This window comes from Streptomyces sp. NPDC037410 (genome assembly GCF_055602235.1).
The window spans coordinates 1-18027 of sequence record NZ_JBVJWR010000026.1 but is presented as its reverse complement, the minus strand read 5'-3'; the positions used below and the strand labels follow the sequence as shown (position 1 = coordinate 18027).

The following is an 18027-nucleotide window of genomic DNA, read 5'->3' as shown; positions in this document are numbered from 1 at the left end:
GAAACAAAGCACCCCTTTTCCCTCCCCCCCCCTCCCCCCCCCCCCACCCCCCCCCCCCCCCCCCCCCGCCCCCCCCCACCCGCCCCCCCCCCCCCCCCCCCCCCCCCCCCCCCCCCCCCCCCCCCTTCGGCGATCAGCTCATGCGCGGATTCCGACTGTGGGTGCGAGGGCTCCGGTGCCGGTGAGGCGGACGCCGAAGCCGTTGACGTAACGGAGTTCGGCCAGGGACGCCAGCGGGGTGAGGTCGTGGACCTTTCCTTCGTGGTCGCTGTGGAGGGTCAGCAGACGCAGGGCGGGGAAGGAGCAGGCGATGACGTCCAGCGGTGCGGTGCTGCCGGAGCAGTCCACGAGCAGATTCTTCGTCTGCGGCAGCCTCAGCGATTCCGGGAGGCTCTGCACGTTCTCGGCCGGCAGCTGAAGATGCGAGAGACCGTCCAGAGCAGCCACGGCGTGCCAGTCCTCCTCGCTCATGACGGCGCCTTCGATGATGACGAGGACCTGGAGACCGGTCAGGCGGCGGAGGAAGGCGAGCCCTCCTGTGGGAGGGCTGCTCAGAGTGAGGCTGTCCAGCTTGTTGTCCGAGGGGAGCCGGCTCAAGGACGGGGCCAGCGCTCCCGGCAGCCTTACGGACCGCGCCTCGCTCAACGCCGGGCTGAGCATGGCCATGCCGTCGGGGGTGAGGCTCGGGCTCATGCGCATGTCGAGGTGTTCGGGGCGCAGCCCGAGGCGGGCGATTTCGGCCGCCTGGTCGTCGGACACCAGCGTGAAGTCGAGGTCGTTCGGATCGAGCCGGGCGATGATCTCCTCCGCATAGGGCGCGGTCGCGAACCGGGCCCAGCCCCACATCAGCTGGGAGCGGACGCTCAGGGACGGATGGTCCGCGAATCGTGCGAGGTACGGCAGTGTGGCGTCGTCAGCGATGTGCGTCGCCGTGATCACCACATCATTGAGGGCGCCGTCCTCAAGACCCTCCGGGCCCGGCAGCAGGTCCAGGACCGCTCGTCCCACCCTCGCCAGCTCCCGGGCCTCCTCCGGGCCGCGCGGCGGGATCACCTCGGCCGTGCGGGCCAGGACGCGTTCCCGGATGTCCGGTGCCACCTCCGTCGCGTGGTGCAGTGCCGTCGCCGCCACCACCAGGACGCGGAGCTGGGTCCGGCGGTCCGGGGCCGCGTCCGCCGCCTTCAGCAGCTCGTCGAAGATCTCCGCGCACTCGCGTGGGCGCGCGTGCCCGACGGCCATGCGGATGACGTCCTCCCACTGGTCGTCCGCCGCGTGCCGGACGAGGACGCCGATGTCCCACCGGTCCACGAGGGCCTTGGCCGCCAGGTAGTCCTGGAAGGTGCGGTGGACGAAGTCGACCGTGTCCGCCGTGGGCTCGCGCAGCAGGCCGCTGCGGTGGAGGAGGTGGGTGAAGACGGTACCGGGGTCGTAGCCGGCCGCCTCCGTGATCGCGGGCACGGCCTCCCGTACGACGTCCTGGGCGTGCGCGCGGTCCATCGTCGTGCGGCCGTTGAGCGTCAGCCAGTACGCGATCCGCTGGATCAGCTGGATCTGCGGGGTCTCGCCGAGGTCGATCCCGTACGGCGTCCCCATGTCCCGCTCGCGGTCGCGGCGCGAGAGCAGCATCGCGAGGGCCGCGTCGTACAGCGCCTTCCGGCCGCGCGGCAGGAAGCCGCGCCTGCCGTGGTGCAGGGCGCAGATCAGACCGCACATCAGGGGGTTGGTGGCGAGCTGGGCGACGTCCGACGTCGTGCGCAGGGCGTCGAGGAGGGGCTGTTCGTACGGTGCCGCGTCCGGCCCGGCGGCCCGGTGCCAGCGCCGTACGAAGGTGGCGACCTCGGCGGAGGACATCGGGGCGAGGGTGAGCTCGGCGAAGCCGTCCGGGGCGAGCCAGTCGTCGCGCACGGCGGTGGGGCGGGAGGTCACGAGCCAGCGGTTGCCGTCGTAGGCGTCGAGGAGGTCGCGGAGCCAGCGGCGCGCACGGTCGCGTTCGGCCTCGGGGATCTCGTCGATGCCGTCGACGAGGACGAGGCCGCGCCCGGCGGCGAGGACGCGGTCGGCCCAGCCGTCGGGTGCGGAGAGCGGGCAGCCGACGGCGGAGAGGAAACGGTCGGGGGCGGGGAGCCGCTCGCCGTGGCGGGTGAGGGAGCGCAGGGGGAGGACGAAGGGGATGCGGTCGCGGAGGTACGTCATGCCGTCCGCGAGGTCCTCGCGTGCGGCGGAGACGGCCAGCCACTGGATGAGTGTCGTCTTGCCGGAGCCGGCCGTACCGCGCAGGAGGACCTTGTCGTGCCGGGTGAGGATCTGGTCGGCGCGGCCGCCCGACGGCTTTCCCCAGAGGAGGGCGACGTCGGCGAACCCCGCCGTGCCGACCGATTCCCCGTACTCCCTGTACTCCCGGTCCGGGCGGCTCGGGGCCACGAACCCTCCCGTCGCCTCCAGCGACAGGTACGCCACGTCCAGCGGCCACTTCTCCGGGGCGTCCCGGAGGTCCACGCCGTAGATCGTGAGGCGGCCGTGCTTCTTGGCGAGGTGGGACAGGTAGCGCCGCTCGAAGTCCCCGTCCCGGGAGTCCGCGCGGGGCGTGCGGCGGATGACCTCGTCGACCTTCGCGATGAGTTCCCGCTGGCCGCGGGTCTGTTCCAGCAGGCTGCGGGCCACGAAGGTGGAGCGCTGGGTGAAGAAGTCGAGGATGTGGAGGCAGGCCCACTCCGTCATCGACTCCAGGTAGAGGACCGAGTCCGTCGACAGGCCGTCCGGGGCGGGGGCCGCCGCGCGGAGGCGGCGGGCGAGGTCGAGGTGGCCGAGACGGACGGCCTGGACGTCGTCCATGTCGAGGTCGCCGAGGGCGAGGAGGGTCCTGGCCAGGGTCTCGACGACCGCCTCGGTCTCGTCGGCCGGGAAGGGGCACTCGCCGTCCCCGCTGAGGGACCGCTCGACCAGGGTCGCGGCGAGCTTGAGGACGTCCTTCTCCGTGAGCGTGCGCTTCTCGCCGCGGAAGGAGACCAGCGAGGAGAGCCGGATCTTCTTCGACGAGCCCGTGAGGCCGGCGCCCGGGCCGTCGCTGACCAGCAGTTTCTTTAGCAGCGGGCCGATCGCGGCCGACGCGAGGCGCGTGCCGATGAGTGCCGGTTCCATGTGTGGTCCCCCCGCGGATTCCCTGGATTCCCGAAGCGGTCAGCGTAGTGCGGGACGGGCTTCGGGGCGGCTTGGTTGCGTGACCCAGGTCCCATTCGGGGTGGGCCGCTGGTGACCTCGCGCACAGGCGTTTCGAGGGGTACTAACCAGGATAGTGGCGACGTTTGGTGTCGATTCGGGACGTTCAGGCGTGAAACCCCGGGTCTTTGGTCCTTATGCGTACCGAACCGGGCATCGGGCGGCGTTTCGGGCGGTTCCGGACCTCGCGACGTGCGCATAAACCGATTCTCTTGTTCCGGTATGTCCGTTTTCGCGACCCCGCTCCGGGGTCGTCGCGGGGTGAACTTCCCGGGAGATCGCTACGACGCCATGTCGTAGATGGGGTGTTTTGGGATGGCCGGGGGTCCGGGTTACCAAGGATGAGCAAGCCCGGCGCAGCGCACCGTCCGCGCCGGGTCCCGTACGTCCCGGAGGTTTTCCCCCGTATGTCGAAGCGCGTCATGAACCCCGCCGCCCGTATCACCGCCGTTGCTCTCGCCGCCGCGGGTCTGGGAGCGACGCTGGTGGCCGGAGCAGGGTCCGCCTTCGCCGCCGAGGGCAAGGCCGCCCCGGCCGCGCTGACCGTGTCCGCCGCCGTCGCCGCCCAGGCCGACGCCCAGGCCCACGTCGCCGCCCAGGTGAAGGCCGCCGTCGCCAAGGCGACCGCCGTGAAGGCCACGCCCGTGAAGGCCGTCAAGAAGGCCACCCCGGCCTGGGTCAAGCCGGTCACCTCGTACGCCCTCAGCGCCAGCTTCAACCAGGGCGGCGCCATGTGGGCCCACAAGCACTCCGGCCAGGACTTCGCCGTCCCGGTCGGCACCCCGGTCAAGGCCGCGGCCGCCGGTACCGTCGTGAAGGCCGGCCCGAACGGCGGCGGCGACGGCCCCGCGTACGGCAACGCCATCGTGATCAAGCACGCCAACGGCACGTACTCGCAGTACGCCCACCTGTCGCGGATCCAGGTCGGCATCGGCCAGACGGTCGGCGCCGGCCAGCAGATCGCCCTCTCGGGCAACACCGGAAACTCCTCCGGCCCGCACCTTCACTTCGAGATCCGTACGACCCCGAACTACGGCTCGGCCGTCAACCCGATGGCCTTCCTGCGCGCCCACGGCGTCAGCGTCTGACCCACCCCGTAGAGCTTCAGGCCCGCTCGGCCTGCTCGATCAGATCGAGGGCGACCTCGAGGACGGCTTCCTGCTTCTCCTCGGGGTCGCCCTCGACGTTCTGCATGAAGAATGTCCCGGCGTGCAGCGCGAAGATCGCGCTCACGGCGCGGACCTTGTCCTTCATCGTGTCGTCGGGTTCCTGGATGAACTCGTTGAGCGCCATGAAGCGCTCCTTGAAGGTGAGCCCGATGCTCAGGTCGCGCACGGTCGCCTGGTTCTCGTGCATGAAGCGGAACAGCGGGGCCGCGGCGAGCAGGGCCCTCTGGTAGCGGCGCAGGATCTCCTGCTTCGTCTCCAGGGTGCGCGGCTGCTCGCCCGCCCAGGCGACCAGCTCGTCGATCGGGCGCGCCAGGTCCTGGAAGATCCCGATGATGATGTCTTCCTTGGTCTTGAAGTGGTAGTAGAGCGCCGCCTTGGTGACGTCGAGGCGCTCGGCGATCTCGCGGAGCGAGGTCTTCTCGTAGCCCTGCTCGGCGAAGAGTTCGAGAGCCACGTCCTGGATGCGCTGGCGGGTGTTGCCTCGTGCCATGGCTGCTCACTCCACATTCCACAAAACTTACTTGACGACCGGCTAGTTACCGGCCTACCGTCCTCAGTGTAGTAACTAGCCGGGCGGCAAGTAAGGGAGCGACGGGGACCGACATGGCGACGGAACAGAACACTCAGGCAGCACCGGGGGAGGCCGCGGACCCGCAGCCGCGCAGCGTGCGCGTCGTCCTCCTCGCCCTCATGATCGCGATGCTGCTCGCGATGCTGGACAACATGATCATCGGCACCGCGATGCCGACGATCGTCGGCGAGCTCGGCGGCCTGGAGCACCTCTCCTGGGTCGTCACCGCCTACACCCTGGCCACCGCCGCCTCCACCCCGATCTGGGGCAAGCTCGGCGACATGTTCGGCCGCAAGAGCGTCTTCCTCACCTCGATCGTGATCTTCCTGATCGGCTCGGCGCTCAGCGGCATGGCCCAGGACATGGGCCAGCTCATCGGCTTCCGCACGGTCCAGGGCCTCGGCGCCGGCGGCCTCATGGTCGGCGTCATGGCGATCATCGGCGACCTGATCCCGCCCCGCGAGCGCGGCAAGTACCAGGGCATGATGGCCGGAATCATGGCCCTCGCCATGATCGGCGGCCCCCTCGTCGGCGGCACCATCACCGACCACTGGGGCTGGCGCTGGTCCTTCTACATCAACCTGCCGCTCGGTGTCGTCGCCCTCGCCATGCTGACCACCGTCCTGCACCTGCCGAAGAAGGAGCGGGCCACCGGCGCCCGGATCGACTTCCTCGGCGCCGCGCTCCTCACCGTCGGCATCACCGCGATCGTCCTCGTCACCACCTGGGGCGGCACCGAGTACGCCTGGGGCTCGGCCACCATCGTCGGCCTGATCGTCGGCGGCGTCGCCGCCCTCGCCGCCTTCCTCTTCGTGGAGACCCGGGCGAGCGACCCGATCATGCCGCTGCACATCTTCCGCAGCCGCAACTTCACCCTGATGTCCCTGATCGGCTTCATCACCGGCTTCGTGATGTTCGGCGCGGTCCTCTACCTGCCGATCTTCCAGCAGTCCGTCCAGGGCGCCTCGGCCACCAACTCCGGCCTGCTGCTCCTGCCGATGCTGCTGTCGATGATGGTCGTCTCGCTGCTCGTCGGCCGCTTCACCACCAGCACCGGCAAGTACAAGGTCTTCCCGATCGCGGGCGGCGCGCTCATGGTCGCCGGCCTCTTCCTGCTCTCGACGATGGACACCGGCACCTCGCGCCTCGTCTCCGGCGTCTGGATGGCCGTCCTCGGCGCCGGCATGGGCTTCCTCATGCAGATCACCATGCTGGTCGCCCAGAACAGCGTGGAGATGAAGGACATGGGCGTCGCCTCCTCCTCCACCACCCTCTTCCGTACGCTCGGCTCCTCCTTCGGCGTCGCGATCATGGGCGCGCTCTTCACCAGCCGCGTCCAGGACGAGATGGCGTCCCGCGGCGGTGGCGGGCTCACCGAGCGGACCGCCCAGCTCGACGCGGCGAGCCTCGCCAAGCTGCCGGCCGCGCTCCGCGAGGCCTACCAGCACGCGGTCGCCACCGGCACGCACGGCGCCTTCCTCGTCGCCTCGGCCGTCGCCGTCCTCGGCTTCGTCCTCGCCTTCTTCGTCAAGGAGGTGGCGCTGCGCGGCGCCGGACCGGCCGCGGACCCGAAGGCGGAGTCCGACGACGACGCGCTCAAGGTCGCCGAGACGGTCTGATCTCCCGGAGGGGAGTGAGACGGTCTGATCTCCCGTACGGGAACGAGACGGTCTGATCTCCCGTACGGGAACGAGACGGTCTGATCTCCCGTACGGGAAAGGGGGCCGGGTCCTGTCATGGACCCGGCCCCCTCTTCCGTACTCCTCAGTCCGCCGGCCGCAGCACCGGGAAGCTGCCCGTGTTCGTCGGCGCGTGGTCCGGCAGCCACAGCACCGCGATGGCCCCGCCGACCCCGCCCGGCGACCCCTCCGCGGCCACGTTCCGGAAGGTCAGCCGGGCGCCGAGGACCCGGGCCTGGCCCGCCGCGATCGTCAGGCCCAGGCCGTGGCCCTGGCCCGCGCGGTCGCTCGTCCCCGTACGGAACCTGCTCGGGCCCTCCTTCAGGAGCGCCTCGGGGAAGCCCGGACCGTGGTCGCGGACCCGGACCACCCGGCCCTCGACGGTCACCTCGACCGGCGGCTTGCCGTGCTTGGCCGCGTTGGCGAGGAGATTGCCCAGGACCCGCTCCAGGCGGCGCGGGTCGGTGTTCACCCAGGACTCGTGCACGACCCGGACGTCGACCTCCGGGTCCAGGGCCCGCACCCGCCGCTCCACGAACTCGCCGAGCGCGATCTCCTGGAGCTCGGCCCGCTCCGACGCGCTGTCAAGACGGGCCACCTCCAGGACGTCCTCGACCAGCGTCCGCATGGCCTGCGCCCGGTCCCGTACGAGCTCGGTCGGCCGCCCCGGCGGCAGCAGCTCGGCCGCCGTGAGCAGCCCGGTGACGGGGGTGCGCAGCTCGTGCGCGATGTCGGCGGTGACCCGCCGCTCGGCCTCGATCCGCTCGTTCAGCGCGTCGGTCAGCGCGTCCACCGCCCAGGCCAGGTCGTCGGTCTCGTCCCGCACGACCCCGCCGACGGCGTCCCGGACCCGGACCTCCGCATTGCCCTGGGCCACCCGGCCGGCCGCGACGGCGGCCTTCCGCAGGCGACGGGAGAGCCCCCCGCCGATGAGCACGCCGAGGGCGCAGCCGCCGAAGACCACGGACACCGAGCCGATGACGAGGGCCCGGTCCAGATCGTTCATGATCGTCGCGCTGCGGTCGGCGAACGGGATGTGCAGCGACAGCACGTCGCCGTTGGCGAGCGGCACGGCCGCCCACACGTCCGGCGGCCCGCCGTGCCGGTGCTCCTGTACGTACGTCCCGCGCCGCTTGTCCCGCATCAGCTGGTGGAGCTGGGGCGGCAGCGCCGGGTCGTTGATCTTCGTGCCGAAGCGGGGCTCCTTCGGCTTCGACGTCTCGTACATCCGCTGGGCGAAGAGCAGCCGCTCCATCTGCACCTCGCGCGCGTTGTCGAGCATCGAGATGCGGGCGGCGTTGTGCACGACGATGCTCAGGGTGACCGCGATGAGCGCGCCGACCGCCGCGATGGCGACGGCGATCTTCCAGCGGACCCCGGTCCGCAGGGGCAGGAACCTCACCGGCTAGCTCTTGAGCTTGTAGCCGAAGCCGCGGACCGTCTCGATCCGGTCCTGGCCGATCTTGGCGCGCAGCCGCTGCACATGGACGTCCACGACCCGGGTGTCCCCGCCCCAGCCGTAGTCCCAGACCCGCTCCAGGAGCTTGTCCCGGGACAGCACGGTGCCCGGCGCCGTCGAGAACTCCAGGAGCAGCCGCATCTCCGTCGGGGTCAGCGCCACCGGCACCCCGCCCCTGCGCACCTCCATGCCCTCGGTGTCGACCTCCAGGTCGCCGAAGGCGAGGAGCCCGCCGCCGTCCGGCGCGTCCCCCTGCTCGCCGTTGCCGGCGCCGCCCGCGTGCCCGAAGCGGCGCAGCACGGCCCGGATGCGGGCCATGAGCACCGCACCGTCGAAGGGCTTGGTGACGTAGTCGTCGGCCCCCGCCTCCAGACCGAGCACGACGTCGATCGAGTCGGCGCGCGCCGACAGCATGATGACGGGCACGGTCGACTCGTCGCGGATGCGACGGCAGAGGCTGACCCCGTCCATCCCCGGCAGCATCACGTCGAGGAGCGCGATGTCGGGCCGCTGCGCCCGGAAGGCGTCCAGGCCGGAGAGCCCGTCGGGCATGGCGGTCACCCGGAAGCCGTCCCGCTCCAGGGCGAGCTGGGTGGCCTCACGGATGACGTCGTCGTCCTCGACGAACAGGACATGGGTCTCGGCCATCGTGATGTGCCCTTCGGGGTCTGTACGGTCTTTCGGTCTACGGCGGTCTACGGCGGTCCACGGTCTGTCGCGGTCCACGGTCTGTGGCGGTCCGCAGCGGTGCACGGCTGCGGACTGCTCAGTTGGCGGCCGGCTCGCTCGGCGCGGGCTCCGCGGTGGGGGCGTCGCCGTCGCCGACGGCCCGGCTGTAGTCGTTGTGCACCCAGTCGTGCTGGGTGAACGTGCTTCCCGACCAGCGGTAGGTGATCACGTCCTCGCCCGAGGGGTACGCGACCGGGTCGCCCTTCGCGTACACCTGCTTGGTGACGATGAGATCGCCCCGGTCGATCGTCGCGTAGACCGCCGCGTCCTCGGCCATGAACACGTTCTCGTACCGGTCGTTCTCCTTGCGGTACACGTACGTGCCGATGCCGACGGCGTCCCCGCAGGTCATCACGTTGACGACGACGTCGGGGGCGGCCGTGTTCGTGAGATTGCCGTAGGAGGTGTCCACCGGGTACGCGTCGGCGACGCACGGCTTCAGGTCGTCCTTGAGCCGCGCGCCGATCTTCGGGTCGGCCTTCAGGAGCGCGATCGGATCCACCCGCTCGGCCGACTGAGGTCCCGCCGTGCCGGAGGCGGAGGGAGTGGGCGCGGCGGCGGCGATCTCGTCCGTGCGGGCCGCGCCCTCGTCGCGGGAGCCGGTGCCCCCGGTGGAGCAGGCGGCCAGGGAAAGACCGACGGCGACGAGCCCGGCCGTGGCCGTGACGCTCGCCGCCCTGACGGTACGCCGCGGGCGGCGCCGTCCGGTCGGACACCGGTCGTCGCCGCCGCTCACACCATGGTGGCCTTCGTGTGGTCTGCCACAGGGTTCGCCGTCTACGCCGCGCACCGCTCCCGACCCCCTTCGTCACCTCGTACGGTCGCCCGCTCCCCGGTCCGCCCCAGGGCACGGGCGTCGAGGTCACGGCTCTCCAGCTCCTGGCGGAGCCGGGCGAGCGCACGATGGAGCGTCGACTTCACCGTACCCGTCGACATGCCGAGCGCCGCCGCCGTCTCCTCCGTGCTCATCTGCTCCCAGTGCCGCAGGACGACGACGCTGCGCTGCTTCGGCGCGAGCACCTTCAGGATGTCCATGAGCAGGGCGCGGTCGGCGTGCTGCTCGGTCGGGTCGTCGACGCACGCGTCGGGCAGCTGCTCGGTCGGCACCTCTTCGAGCTTGCGGGAGCGCCACCACTCGGTCCGCGTGTTGATCATGACGCGGCGGAGATAGGCGTCGGCGAGGGACTTGTCGGCGATGCCGTCCCAGCGCCCGTACGTACGGGCCAGGGCCGTCTGGAGGAGGTCCTGGGCGTCGACCGGGTCGGCGACGAGACGGCGGGCACTGCGCAGGAGCGCGTCCTGCCGCGTGCGTACGTACTCCTCGAAGTCGAGCACCTCGCCGCCGTGCCTCATCCCAACCGCCTCCGTTCCCCGTGTCCTGCATGTTCCTCGTGGTCGTGGACGACGCTACGGAGCGCTTGTCACGGGGCTGTGCGGGGCAGCCGTCGGTGGACGCACGGCTACCCATCGGTTGTGTAACAGCGGGGGCGGAAAAGGTTTGAGGCCCCGCTCGCGGGAGAGCGGGGCCTCGGTACGTCCAAGGGCTCAGGACAGCGGCAGCCGGTACCGGTCGCCTTCCAGCGGCTCGACGAGCCCGTCCGCGACGAGCCCGTCCAGGGCCCGGGCCCGCTGTACCGGCTCGTCCCAGACCGCGTCGAGCGTCGCCTGGGCCACCGGCTCCGCCGACTCGCGCAGCACCGCGAGGAGCCGGCCGCGTACCTGCCGGTCGGTCCCGGCGTACGTCTGGCCCCGCCGCGGCGGACCGTCGTGCGCCGGCTTGCCCGAGAGGCGCCAGGCGCACCGCTCGGCGATCGGGCAGCGCCCGCAGTCCTCGTTCTTCGCCGTGCACACCAGGGCGCCCAGCTCCATGGAGGCGGCAGCCCAGCGGGACGCCGTCGGCTCGTCCTCCGGCAGCAGCGCGCGGGCGAGCCGCCGCTCGGCGGCCGTGGTCGCGTTCGGCGGGTACTGGACGCCGGTCGCCGCCCGCGCGAAGACCCGGCGCACATTGGTGTCCAGGACCGCGTGCCGCTGCCCGTACGCGAAGGAGGCCACCGCCGCCGCCGTGTACTCGCCGATGCCGGGCAGCGCGAGCAGCTGCCCGTGGTCGCGCGGTACGTCGCCGTGGTGCCGTTCCGTTATCGCGACGGCCGCCGCGTGCAGCCGCAGTGCCCGGCGCGGGTAGCCGAGCCGGCCCCAGGCGCGGACCGCCTCGCCGGGGGCCTCGGCGGCCAGGTCGGCCGGGCGCGGCCAGCGCGCCAGCCACTGCTCGTACACCGGGAGGACCCGGACCACCGGGGTCTGCTGGAGCATGAACTCGCTGACCATGACGCCCCAGGCACCGGCCTCGGGGCGGCGCCAGGGCAGGTCGCGGGCGTGCCGGTCGAACCAGGCGAGGACGGGCCCGTGCAGCTCGGCGGGGAGCACGGCGGGGGCCTCGGACGTGGGGGGAGTGTCGATGGAAGTCATGGCACCTCCGATCCTGGCACGTCCCCGGCGCGATCAGTACGCGCCGTGGCGCGCGCGCGAGCGCCGCTCGGAGTGCGCGGGGGCGTGCGCGGAGGCGTGCGCACTCGGCCCGCGCCCCGCGCACCACACCACGGCCGAGCTCCGGCTCGACCTGGCCGTCTCCACCAGCGCCCGGACGGGCCGCTCCGCCGCCCGCATCACGAGGAAGGCGACCAGGGCGCCGACGAGCAGGCCGACGGTCACGTCGTGCGGGTAGTGGACACCGACGAAGACCCGGGAGAAGGCCATGAGCAGCGCCATCGGCACGGTCAGCCAGACGATCCCGCGCCACGACAGGGCGAGCGCGATCGCCGCCGCGCCCGCGATGGCGGAGTGGTTGCTGGGGAAGGACCAGTCGCCGTGCGGCGGGCAGGCGACGAGCGAGACGGGCGCTTCGGCGACCGCGCGGCACGGACGTTCCTCGTCGATCAGCGACTTCAGGGCCTCGCTCACCACGTAACCGAAACCGGTGGCGACCGGTGCGAGCAGCGCGAGCGCCATCGCCCCGCTCGCATCCCTCCGGGTGCGCCACCAGCCGGCGAGGAACAGCACGCCGAAGAGCAGCAGCCCGAGCTCCGTCCACACCTCGGCGATCCACTGGAACCAGTGGGGCGTGGAGTGGGCGAAGTCGGCGACGTCGAGATACAGACGGTCGGAGAGGTCGAGAAGGGTGTCCATGGGGTACGACGCTAACCGGAATCCGGAGTCCGCCGTCCCGGGCGGTCGGGTTGAGGGCGGGGTGCCGGTGTGGATCTGAGCTGGATCAGAGCTGGATCCGGACCGGATCTGTACCGGATCGGGGAAAGTTCCCGGAACCCGTGGATGTGATCATCGGCAAAACTTGAGGCCTAGGGCGGCGGGTGGGGCGGGAGTTGGGCCGGATCTCTCGTAAGGTTCGGGTCGTGGGATCTTTGCGCAATCCGGTCGGGCCGCTTCCCTCCACCATCTACTGGCGACGGAGGGCGGTGGCGGCGTGCCTGGTGGCGCTGCTCGCGCTGCTCGCCGTATGGGCCGTCACCTCCGGTGACGGCGACGGGAAGAAGCCGAACGACGCCGCCAACGGCTCCTCGCCGACCCCGCCGTCGATCACCCCCGGACCCTCCGGCACCGGCCCGGCGATCAGCCAACAGCCCGGCGGACGCGACGAGTCGGGCGACTCCGGCGAGACCGCCGGCGACAACGGCGGCTCGGCGGGCTCCGGTACGGACGCGGGCGCCGACGCGGGTACGGACGCGGGCGCGGACTCCGGCACCGAGGGCGCGGGAGGCGCCACCGGCACCGGCAAGAACGGCGACACCGACGGAGCCGGCGCCGACGGCGGCGCGGGCACCGGCGCGGGCCAGCAGGTCCCGGCGAACTCTCCGCTTCCGAACTGCCCCGCCGGATCCCTGCAGTTGGAACTCCGTTCCGCCAAACTCACCTACGAGGCCGGGGAGAAGCCCCGCTTCCTCCTCGTCGCGAGGAACACCTCGAACACCGCCTGCAAGGCCGACTTCGGGCCCCGCAGCGCGGTTCTGACGGTCAGCGACGCCCACGACGACGAGGTCTGGTCCACCGCCGACTGCCCGCGCCCGGGCACCCCGGTCCTGCTGCGCGTCCCCGCGCACACCACCGTCACCCACACCGTCGAATGGGACCGGGGTCACAGCGCCCCGCAGTGCGCCAGCGCCCCGGCGGGCCCGGCCGGCCCGGGCACGTACCTGGTGGAGGCGAAGATGCCGGGCGCGAAGGTGCTCCCCGCCTCGTTCACGCTGGCCAAGGACTGAGCGCCTCAAAGGCTGAGCGGCCCAAGGACTGAGCGCCCTAAGGACTGGGCGCCCTAGGACTGAGCGGCCCAAGGGCTGAGCGCCCCGAGGGCCGAGCGAGCGGCGCGTCCTAGACGTACCGCTCCAGGATCGAGGACTCCGCGAGGCGCGACAGGCCCTCGCGGACGCTGCGGGCACGGGCCTCGCCGACGCCGTCGACGGTCTGGAGGTCGTCCACGCTCGCCGCGAGCAGCTTCTGCAGCCCGCCGAAGTGTTCCACCAGACGCTCGATGATCGCGCCCGGCAGCCGCGGCACCTTCGCCAGGAGCCGGTAGCCGCGCGGCGAGACCGCCGAGTCGAGGGTCTCGGGCGAGCCGCTGTAGCCGAGGGCGCGCGCCACGACCGGGAGTTCGAGGAGCTCGGTGTGGGTGAGCGCGTCCAGCTCGGTGAGCGCCTCGGCGACCGTCCGCGAGCGCTTCGCCGTCGGCTCCGGCACGTAGTCCCGGATCACCAGCTCGCGCTCCGGCTCCACGCCCGCGATCAGCTCGTCGAGCTGGAGCGAGAGGAGCCGCCCGTCGGTGCCGAGCTCGACGACGTACTCGGCGATCTCGGTGGCGATCCGGCGGACCATCTCCAAGCGCTGCGCGACCGCGGTGACGTCCCGGACCGTGACCAGGTCCTCGATCTCCAGGGCGGAGAGCGTGCCGGCCACCTCGTCGAGCCGCAGCTTGTACCGCTCCAGGGTCGCGAGCGCCTGGTTCGCGCGGGACAGGATCGCGGCCGACTCCTCCAGGACCCGCCGCTCACCGTCCACGTACAGCGCGATCAGACGCATCGACTGGGAGACGGAGACGACCGGGAACCTGCACTGCTTGGAGACCCGGTCCGCGGTGCGGTGGCGGGTGCCGGTCTCCTCGGTCGGGATGGAGGCGTCCGGGACCAGCTGCACGCCCGCCCGGTGGATCTTGGTGATGTCCTTGTCGAGGACGAGCGCGCCGTCGAGCTTGCACAGCTCCCGCAGGCGCGTGGCGGTGAACTCGACGTTCAGCTCGAAGCCGCCGGTGCACATCGAATCGACCGTCTTGTCCAGGCCGAGGACGATGAGACCGCCCGTGTTCCCCCGGAGGATCCGCTCCAGGCCGTCACGCAGCGCGGTGCCGGGAGCGACCGCGCTGAGGGCTGCGCGCATCAGCGCTTCGTTCCCGTCCTTGGCTGCCACTGCTCTCCTCCGGCTCGTACGGATGGGCGAGACCAGGGCAAAGTCTAGCGACACCGCCCTGGCGGGGTGGTGGGCACGCGTTCCGCCGGGGCGTGAGGGTCGCCCCGGACGGCGTCCGGGGGAGGGGCGGGCACGCCCGGCGAGGCGGCTCCCGCGTCTGTGCCGGTACGCCGCAGGCCGCCCAGCCCCTCCTCGTCAGCGCCCCGCCCCCTCGTCAGCGCCCCGCCCCCTCGTCAGCGCCCCGCCCCCTCGTCAGCGCCCCGCCGCCTCGTAAGCGCCCAGGCCCTCCTCGTCAGCGCCCCGCCGCCTCCTCCGCACCCTTGCCCCGCCGACTCCGCGGCAGCACCCGCAGCGCGTCCCCCACGTCCGCCACCTCCGTCACCTTCATGCCGGCCGGCACCTTCCCCGGGTCCCCCGGCACCAGCGCGTGCGTGAAGCCGAGCCGGTGCGCCTCGGCGAGCCGCCGCTGCACGCCCGTCACCCGCCGCACCTCGCCCGCGAGCCCGACCTCGCCGATCGCGACCAGGTTCTTCGGCAGCGGGGTGTCGCTCGCCGCGGAGGCCAGCGCGAGCGCGATCGCCAGGTCGGCGGCGGGCTCGGTGAGCTTCACGCCGCCGACGGTCGCGCTGTAGATGTCCCGCTTGCCCAGCGCGCTGATCCGGCCGCGCTGCTCCAGGACCGCCAGCATCATCGAGACCCGGGAGGTCTCCAGACCCGAGGTGGTCCGCCGCGGCGACGGGATCTGCGAGTCGACCGTCAGCGCCTGCACCTCGGCGACCAGCGGACGCTTGCCCTCCAGGGTGACCGTCAGGCAGGTCCCGGGCACGGCCACGTCACGCCGGGTCAGGAAGAGCCCGGAGGGGTCGGCGAGCCCCGTGATGCCCTCGTCGTGCAGCTCGAAGCAGCCGACCTCGTCGGTCGCCCCGTACCGGTTCTTCACGCCCCGGACCAGCCGCAGGCGCGCGTGCCGGTCGCCCTCGAAGCTCAGGACGACGTCGACCAGGTGCTCCAGGAGCCGGGGCCCGGCGATGGCCCCCTCCTTGGTGACGTGGCCGACGAGGAGCGTCGACATGCCGCGCTCCTTGGAGGCCCGGATCAGGGCCCCCGCGACCTCGCGGACCTGCGCCATGCCGCCGGGCGCGCCGTCGATCTCGGGGGAGGCGACGGTCTGCACCGAGTCCAGGACCAGCAGGGACGGCTTCACCGCGTCGAGGTGCCCGAGGACCGCCGACAGGTCGGTCTCGGCCGCCAGGTACAGGTGGTCGCTGAGCGCGTTGATCCGGTCGGCGCGCAGCCGGACCTGGCTCGCGGACTCCTCACCCGTCACGTACAGCGTGCGGTGCTCGTCGCTGGCCGCCTTGGCCGCCACGTCGAGCAGGAGCGTGGACTTGCCGACGCCGGGCTCGCCCGCGAGCAGCACGACGGCGCCGGGCACCAGGCCGCCGCCGAGGACCCGGTCCAGCTCGTCGACGCCGGTCGAGCGGGCGGTCGCCTGCCGGCCGTCGACCTGCCCGATGGGCAGCGCGGCGCTGGAGACGCGGCCGGCGGCGGTGGTCCGCACGGCGGGCGCGCCGTACTCCTCGACCGTCCCCCATGCCTGGCATTCGGGGCAGCGGCCGAGCCACTTGGCCGTCTGCCAGCCGCACTCGGTGCAGCGGTAGGACGGCCGGTCCTTGGCGGTTTTCGTACGGGCAGCCATGAGCGACACCGTATCCGCCGCCACCGACAACGGGCCCCGGCCGTCCCCAGGGGCGGCCCCACGGCACCGGAACGCCCGCCTCGTGTCCCCTTTCGAGCGATACCTTCACCCGTAAGAATGAGAATGGAGCAACCGGTACGAAGAGTGCCCCCCGCCTTGCCTACGGTCGCCCAGTGACGAGCAGCAGGCTGGAATCCCCCGCACGCACCACCGGCGCACACCGGGCGCACCGCTCCACGGACCAGGGACCGCGCACGCTCGGCCGGCGTCCCCCCGCCCGTTACGAGGCCGCCCTCGACGGCCTCTACACGTACTGCCTCTCCGTGCTCTGCGACCACGACACGGCCACCGCCGTCCTCGGCGACGTCCTCGCAGTCGCCGAGCGCCACCACGGCCGCTGCCCCTCCGACGAGGACGGCCGCACCGCCTGGCTGTACGCCCTCGCCCGCTGGGCCTGCCTGCGCAGCCTCGGTGAGCAGCGCCGCAAACGCCAGGGCGCCCACACCGGCCGGCCCGCCGTCACCGCCCCCGAGCCGCCCCGGGTCTCCGAGGAGACCGCCGAGCGGCGCCGCGCCGAGCTCGCCCTGCTCGCCTGGCCCGAGGCCGCCGGCACCACGCCCGAGCAGCGCGAGGCCCTGGAGCTCGCCGTGCGGCACGGCCTCAGCCACCGTCAGGTCGCCGCCGTCCTCTCCCTCGACCCGCTCGCCGCCCGGGAACTCCTCGCCACCGCCGGCTGCGAGGTCGAACGCACCCGCGCCGCCCTCGCCGTCGTCGAGACCGGCAGCTGCCCCACCGTCGCCCGGCTCACCGGCGACCACCAGGTGCTCCTCTCGGCCGCCCTGCGCGCCGAGCTCGTCCGGCACGTCGACGACTGCCCCCGCTGCCGCCGCGCGGCCGAGCGGGTCGGCGCCACCGGCCCCTGGCCCGGCGCCCAGGCCCTCCCGGCGGACCGGCTGCCGCTCGTCGAGGCGCCCAGGGCCGCCGCGTACATGGCGATGCTGCACGTCCCGCGCGCGCGTGCCGGTGCCCCGCGCTTCGCGCCGACCGGCTTCCCCATGGACCCGAAGGACCATGTCGCCCGCCGCGACCGGATGCGGGCCCGCGCGGTGACCACCACCGTCGTCGCCGCCGTGGTCGCCGCCCCCGTCCTCGCCCTGTGGACCTCGTACCGGGGCACCACGGCCGCCGACGAGACCGGCCACGACGGGCGCAGGATCAGCGCGCGCGAGGCGGACGAACCGGTGGGCCCGGACGGCCGCCCGTACGACCGCTACGAGAACGCGGGCAACGCGAGCACCGCCCCGGAGCCCCGCTTCACCCAGGGCAGCCGCGCCCCCGACGTCTCCGTCGAGGTCGTCAGTCCCGGCGCCCCCACCGAACCGGCCCGCCCCGGCGAACCCGCCGCCGGCTGGATCACGGTCACCGCAGCCGGCCACGGCGACGTCACCCTGCTCACGCTCAGCGCCGCAGGCGGCTCACCCGTCGACTGGTCGCTGTGGACGGACGCCCCCTGGCTGTACGTCAGCCAGGCCTCCGGCACGCTCCGCCCCGGCGAGCGGATCACGATCACCGTCCGCGTCGACCACGGCCGCGCGCCGGCCGGCCCGTGGAGCGCGCGCGTGGGGGTGAACCCCTCGGGCGCGGTCGTACGGATCGACGGCCACGGCCCCACCCGGCCGCCGACCGACCGGGTCATCACACCCCCGCCGGTCACGACGACGGAACCGACGACCCCGCCGACGTCTCCGCCGACGACGGAACCGACCGACCCGCCCACGAGCCCGCCCACCACGGAACCGACCACTCCGCCCACGACGGAGCCCACGACCCCGCCGCCGACCACCGAACCGACACCGGACCCGAGCACCACGCCCCCGGCGACCGAGGAACCCCCGCCGACGAACCCGGACCCGGGCACACCCCCGCCAGCGCCTGACGCGTCCTAGTGATCTGGTTCGGAGATCCTGTCGCAGTATCGGCAGATGCGGTCGAGGATCTGGTCGGCGGTCTTGGTCCATTTGAAGGGTCGGGCCTGG

The 18027-nt window shown here is 72.8% G+C and carries 14 protein-coding genes; 4 read left to right on the top strand and 10 right to left on the bottom strand.

What is annotated here, in order from left to right:
• Positions 1 to 138 precede the first annotated feature (138 nt).
• A complete protein-coding gene (locus tag ACZ7HT_RS31985; RefSeq protein WP_471172254.1) occupies positions 139 to 3138 on the bottom strand; it encodes an NACHT domain-containing protein in 3000 nt (999 codons plus the stop codon).
• A gap of 485 nt (positions 3139 to 3623) precedes the next feature.
• On the opposite strand from ACZ7HT_RS31985, the gene ACZ7HT_RS31980 reads away from it, so the two are divergent.
• Positions 3624 to 4304 carry a M23 family metallopeptidase gene (locus ACZ7HT_RS31980; protein WP_471172252.1) on the top strand — a complete coding sequence of 227 codons (681 nt, stop codon included), beginning with the start codon at positions 3624 to 3626 and terminating at the stop codon, positions 4302 to 4304.
• Between the two features lie 16 nt (positions 4305 to 4320).
• Here the strand turns inward: ACZ7HT_RS31980 and ACZ7HT_RS31975 are convergent, their stop codons facing one another.
• Positions 4321 to 4875 (bottom strand): TetR/AcrR family transcriptional regulator, encoded by a 555-nt coding sequence (locus ACZ7HT_RS31975; RefSeq protein ID WP_471172250.1) that lies wholly within the window; start codon positions 4873 to 4875, stop codon positions 4321 to 4323.
• Positions 4876 to 4988: 113 nt separating this feature from the next.
• Between ACZ7HT_RS31975 and ACZ7HT_RS31970 the strand changes: the two genes are divergently transcribed.
• Entirely contained in the window at positions 4989 to 6575 is a 1587-nt protein-coding gene (locus ACZ7HT_RS31970; RefSeq protein ID WP_471172245.1) for an MDR family MFS transporter, read from the top strand.
• Between the two features lie 145 nt (positions 6576 to 6720).
• On the opposite strand, the gene cseC is transcribed toward ACZ7HT_RS31970, so the two are convergent.
• The 6 genes from cseC to ACZ7HT_RS31940 form a co-directional block, all read right to left on the bottom strand.
• The gene (gene cseC / locus ACZ7HT_RS31965; RefSeq protein WP_471172243.1) at positions 6721 to 8037 is read right to left on the bottom strand and encodes a two-component system sensor histidine kinase CseC; all 1317 of its coding nucleotides are present in this window, start codon (positions 8035 to 8037) and stop codon (positions 6721 to 6723) included.
• A 3-nt stretch (positions 8038 to 8040) separates the two neighbouring features.
• A complete protein-coding gene (cseB, locus tag ACZ7HT_RS31960; RefSeq protein ID WP_471172241.1) occupies positions 8041 to 8742 on the bottom strand; it encodes a two-component system response regulator CseB in 702 nt (233 codons plus the stop codon).
• A 118-nt stretch (positions 8743 to 8860) separates the two neighbouring features.
• A complete protein-coding gene (locus ACZ7HT_RS31955; RefSeq protein ID WP_471172238.1) occupies positions 8861 to 9559 on the bottom strand; it encodes a hypothetical protein in 699 nt (232 codons plus the stop codon).
• A gap of 41 nt (positions 9560 to 9600) precedes the next feature.
• Positions 9601 to 10176 carry a SigE family RNA polymerase sigma factor gene (locus ACZ7HT_RS31950; protein WP_116160346.1) on the bottom strand — a complete coding sequence of 192 codons (576 nt, stop codon included), beginning with the start codon at positions 10174 to 10176 and terminating at the stop codon, positions 9601 to 9603.
• A gap of 192 nt (positions 10177 to 10368) precedes the next feature.
• Entirely contained in the window at positions 10369 to 11289 is a 921-nt protein-coding gene (locus tag ACZ7HT_RS31945) for an HhH-GPD family protein (protein WP_471172234.1), read from the bottom strand.
• Positions 11290 to 11322: 33 nt separating this feature from the next.
• Positions 11323 to 12006 carry a phosphatase PAP2 family protein gene (locus tag ACZ7HT_RS31940; protein ID WP_471172233.1) on the bottom strand — a complete coding sequence of 228 codons (684 nt, stop codon included), beginning with the start codon at positions 12004 to 12006 and terminating at the stop codon, positions 11323 to 11325.
• Positions 12007 to 12230: 224 nt separating this feature from the next.
• On the opposite strand from ACZ7HT_RS31940, the gene ACZ7HT_RS31935 reads away from it, so the two are divergent.
• The gene (locus tag ACZ7HT_RS31935) at positions 12231 to 13094 is read left to right on the top strand and encodes a hypothetical protein (RefSeq protein ID WP_471172232.1); all 864 of its coding nucleotides are present in this window, start codon (positions 12231 to 12233) and stop codon (positions 13092 to 13094) included.
• A 109-nt stretch (positions 13095 to 13203) separates the two neighbouring features.
• On the opposite strand, the gene disA is transcribed toward ACZ7HT_RS31935, so the two are convergent.
• Entirely contained in the window at positions 13204 to 14262 is a 1059-nt protein-coding gene (gene disA, locus ACZ7HT_RS31930; protein WP_388859269.1) for a DNA integrity scanning diadenylate cyclase DisA, read from the bottom strand.
• Positions 14263 to 14584: 322 nt separating this feature from the next.
• The gene (radA, locus tag ACZ7HT_RS31925; protein ID WP_471172229.1) at positions 14585 to 15991 is read right to left on the bottom strand and encodes a DNA repair protein RadA; all 1407 of its coding nucleotides are present in this window, start codon (positions 15989 to 15991) and stop codon (positions 14585 to 14587) included.
• A gap of 173 nt (positions 15992 to 16164) precedes the next feature.
• On the opposite strand from radA, the gene ACZ7HT_RS31920 reads away from it, so the two are divergent.
• A complete protein-coding gene (locus ACZ7HT_RS31920) occupies positions 16165 to 17937 on the top strand; it encodes a BACON domain-containing protein (RefSeq protein WP_471172226.1) in 1773 nt (590 codons plus the stop codon).
• Positions 17938 to 18027: the final 90 nt, after the last annotated feature.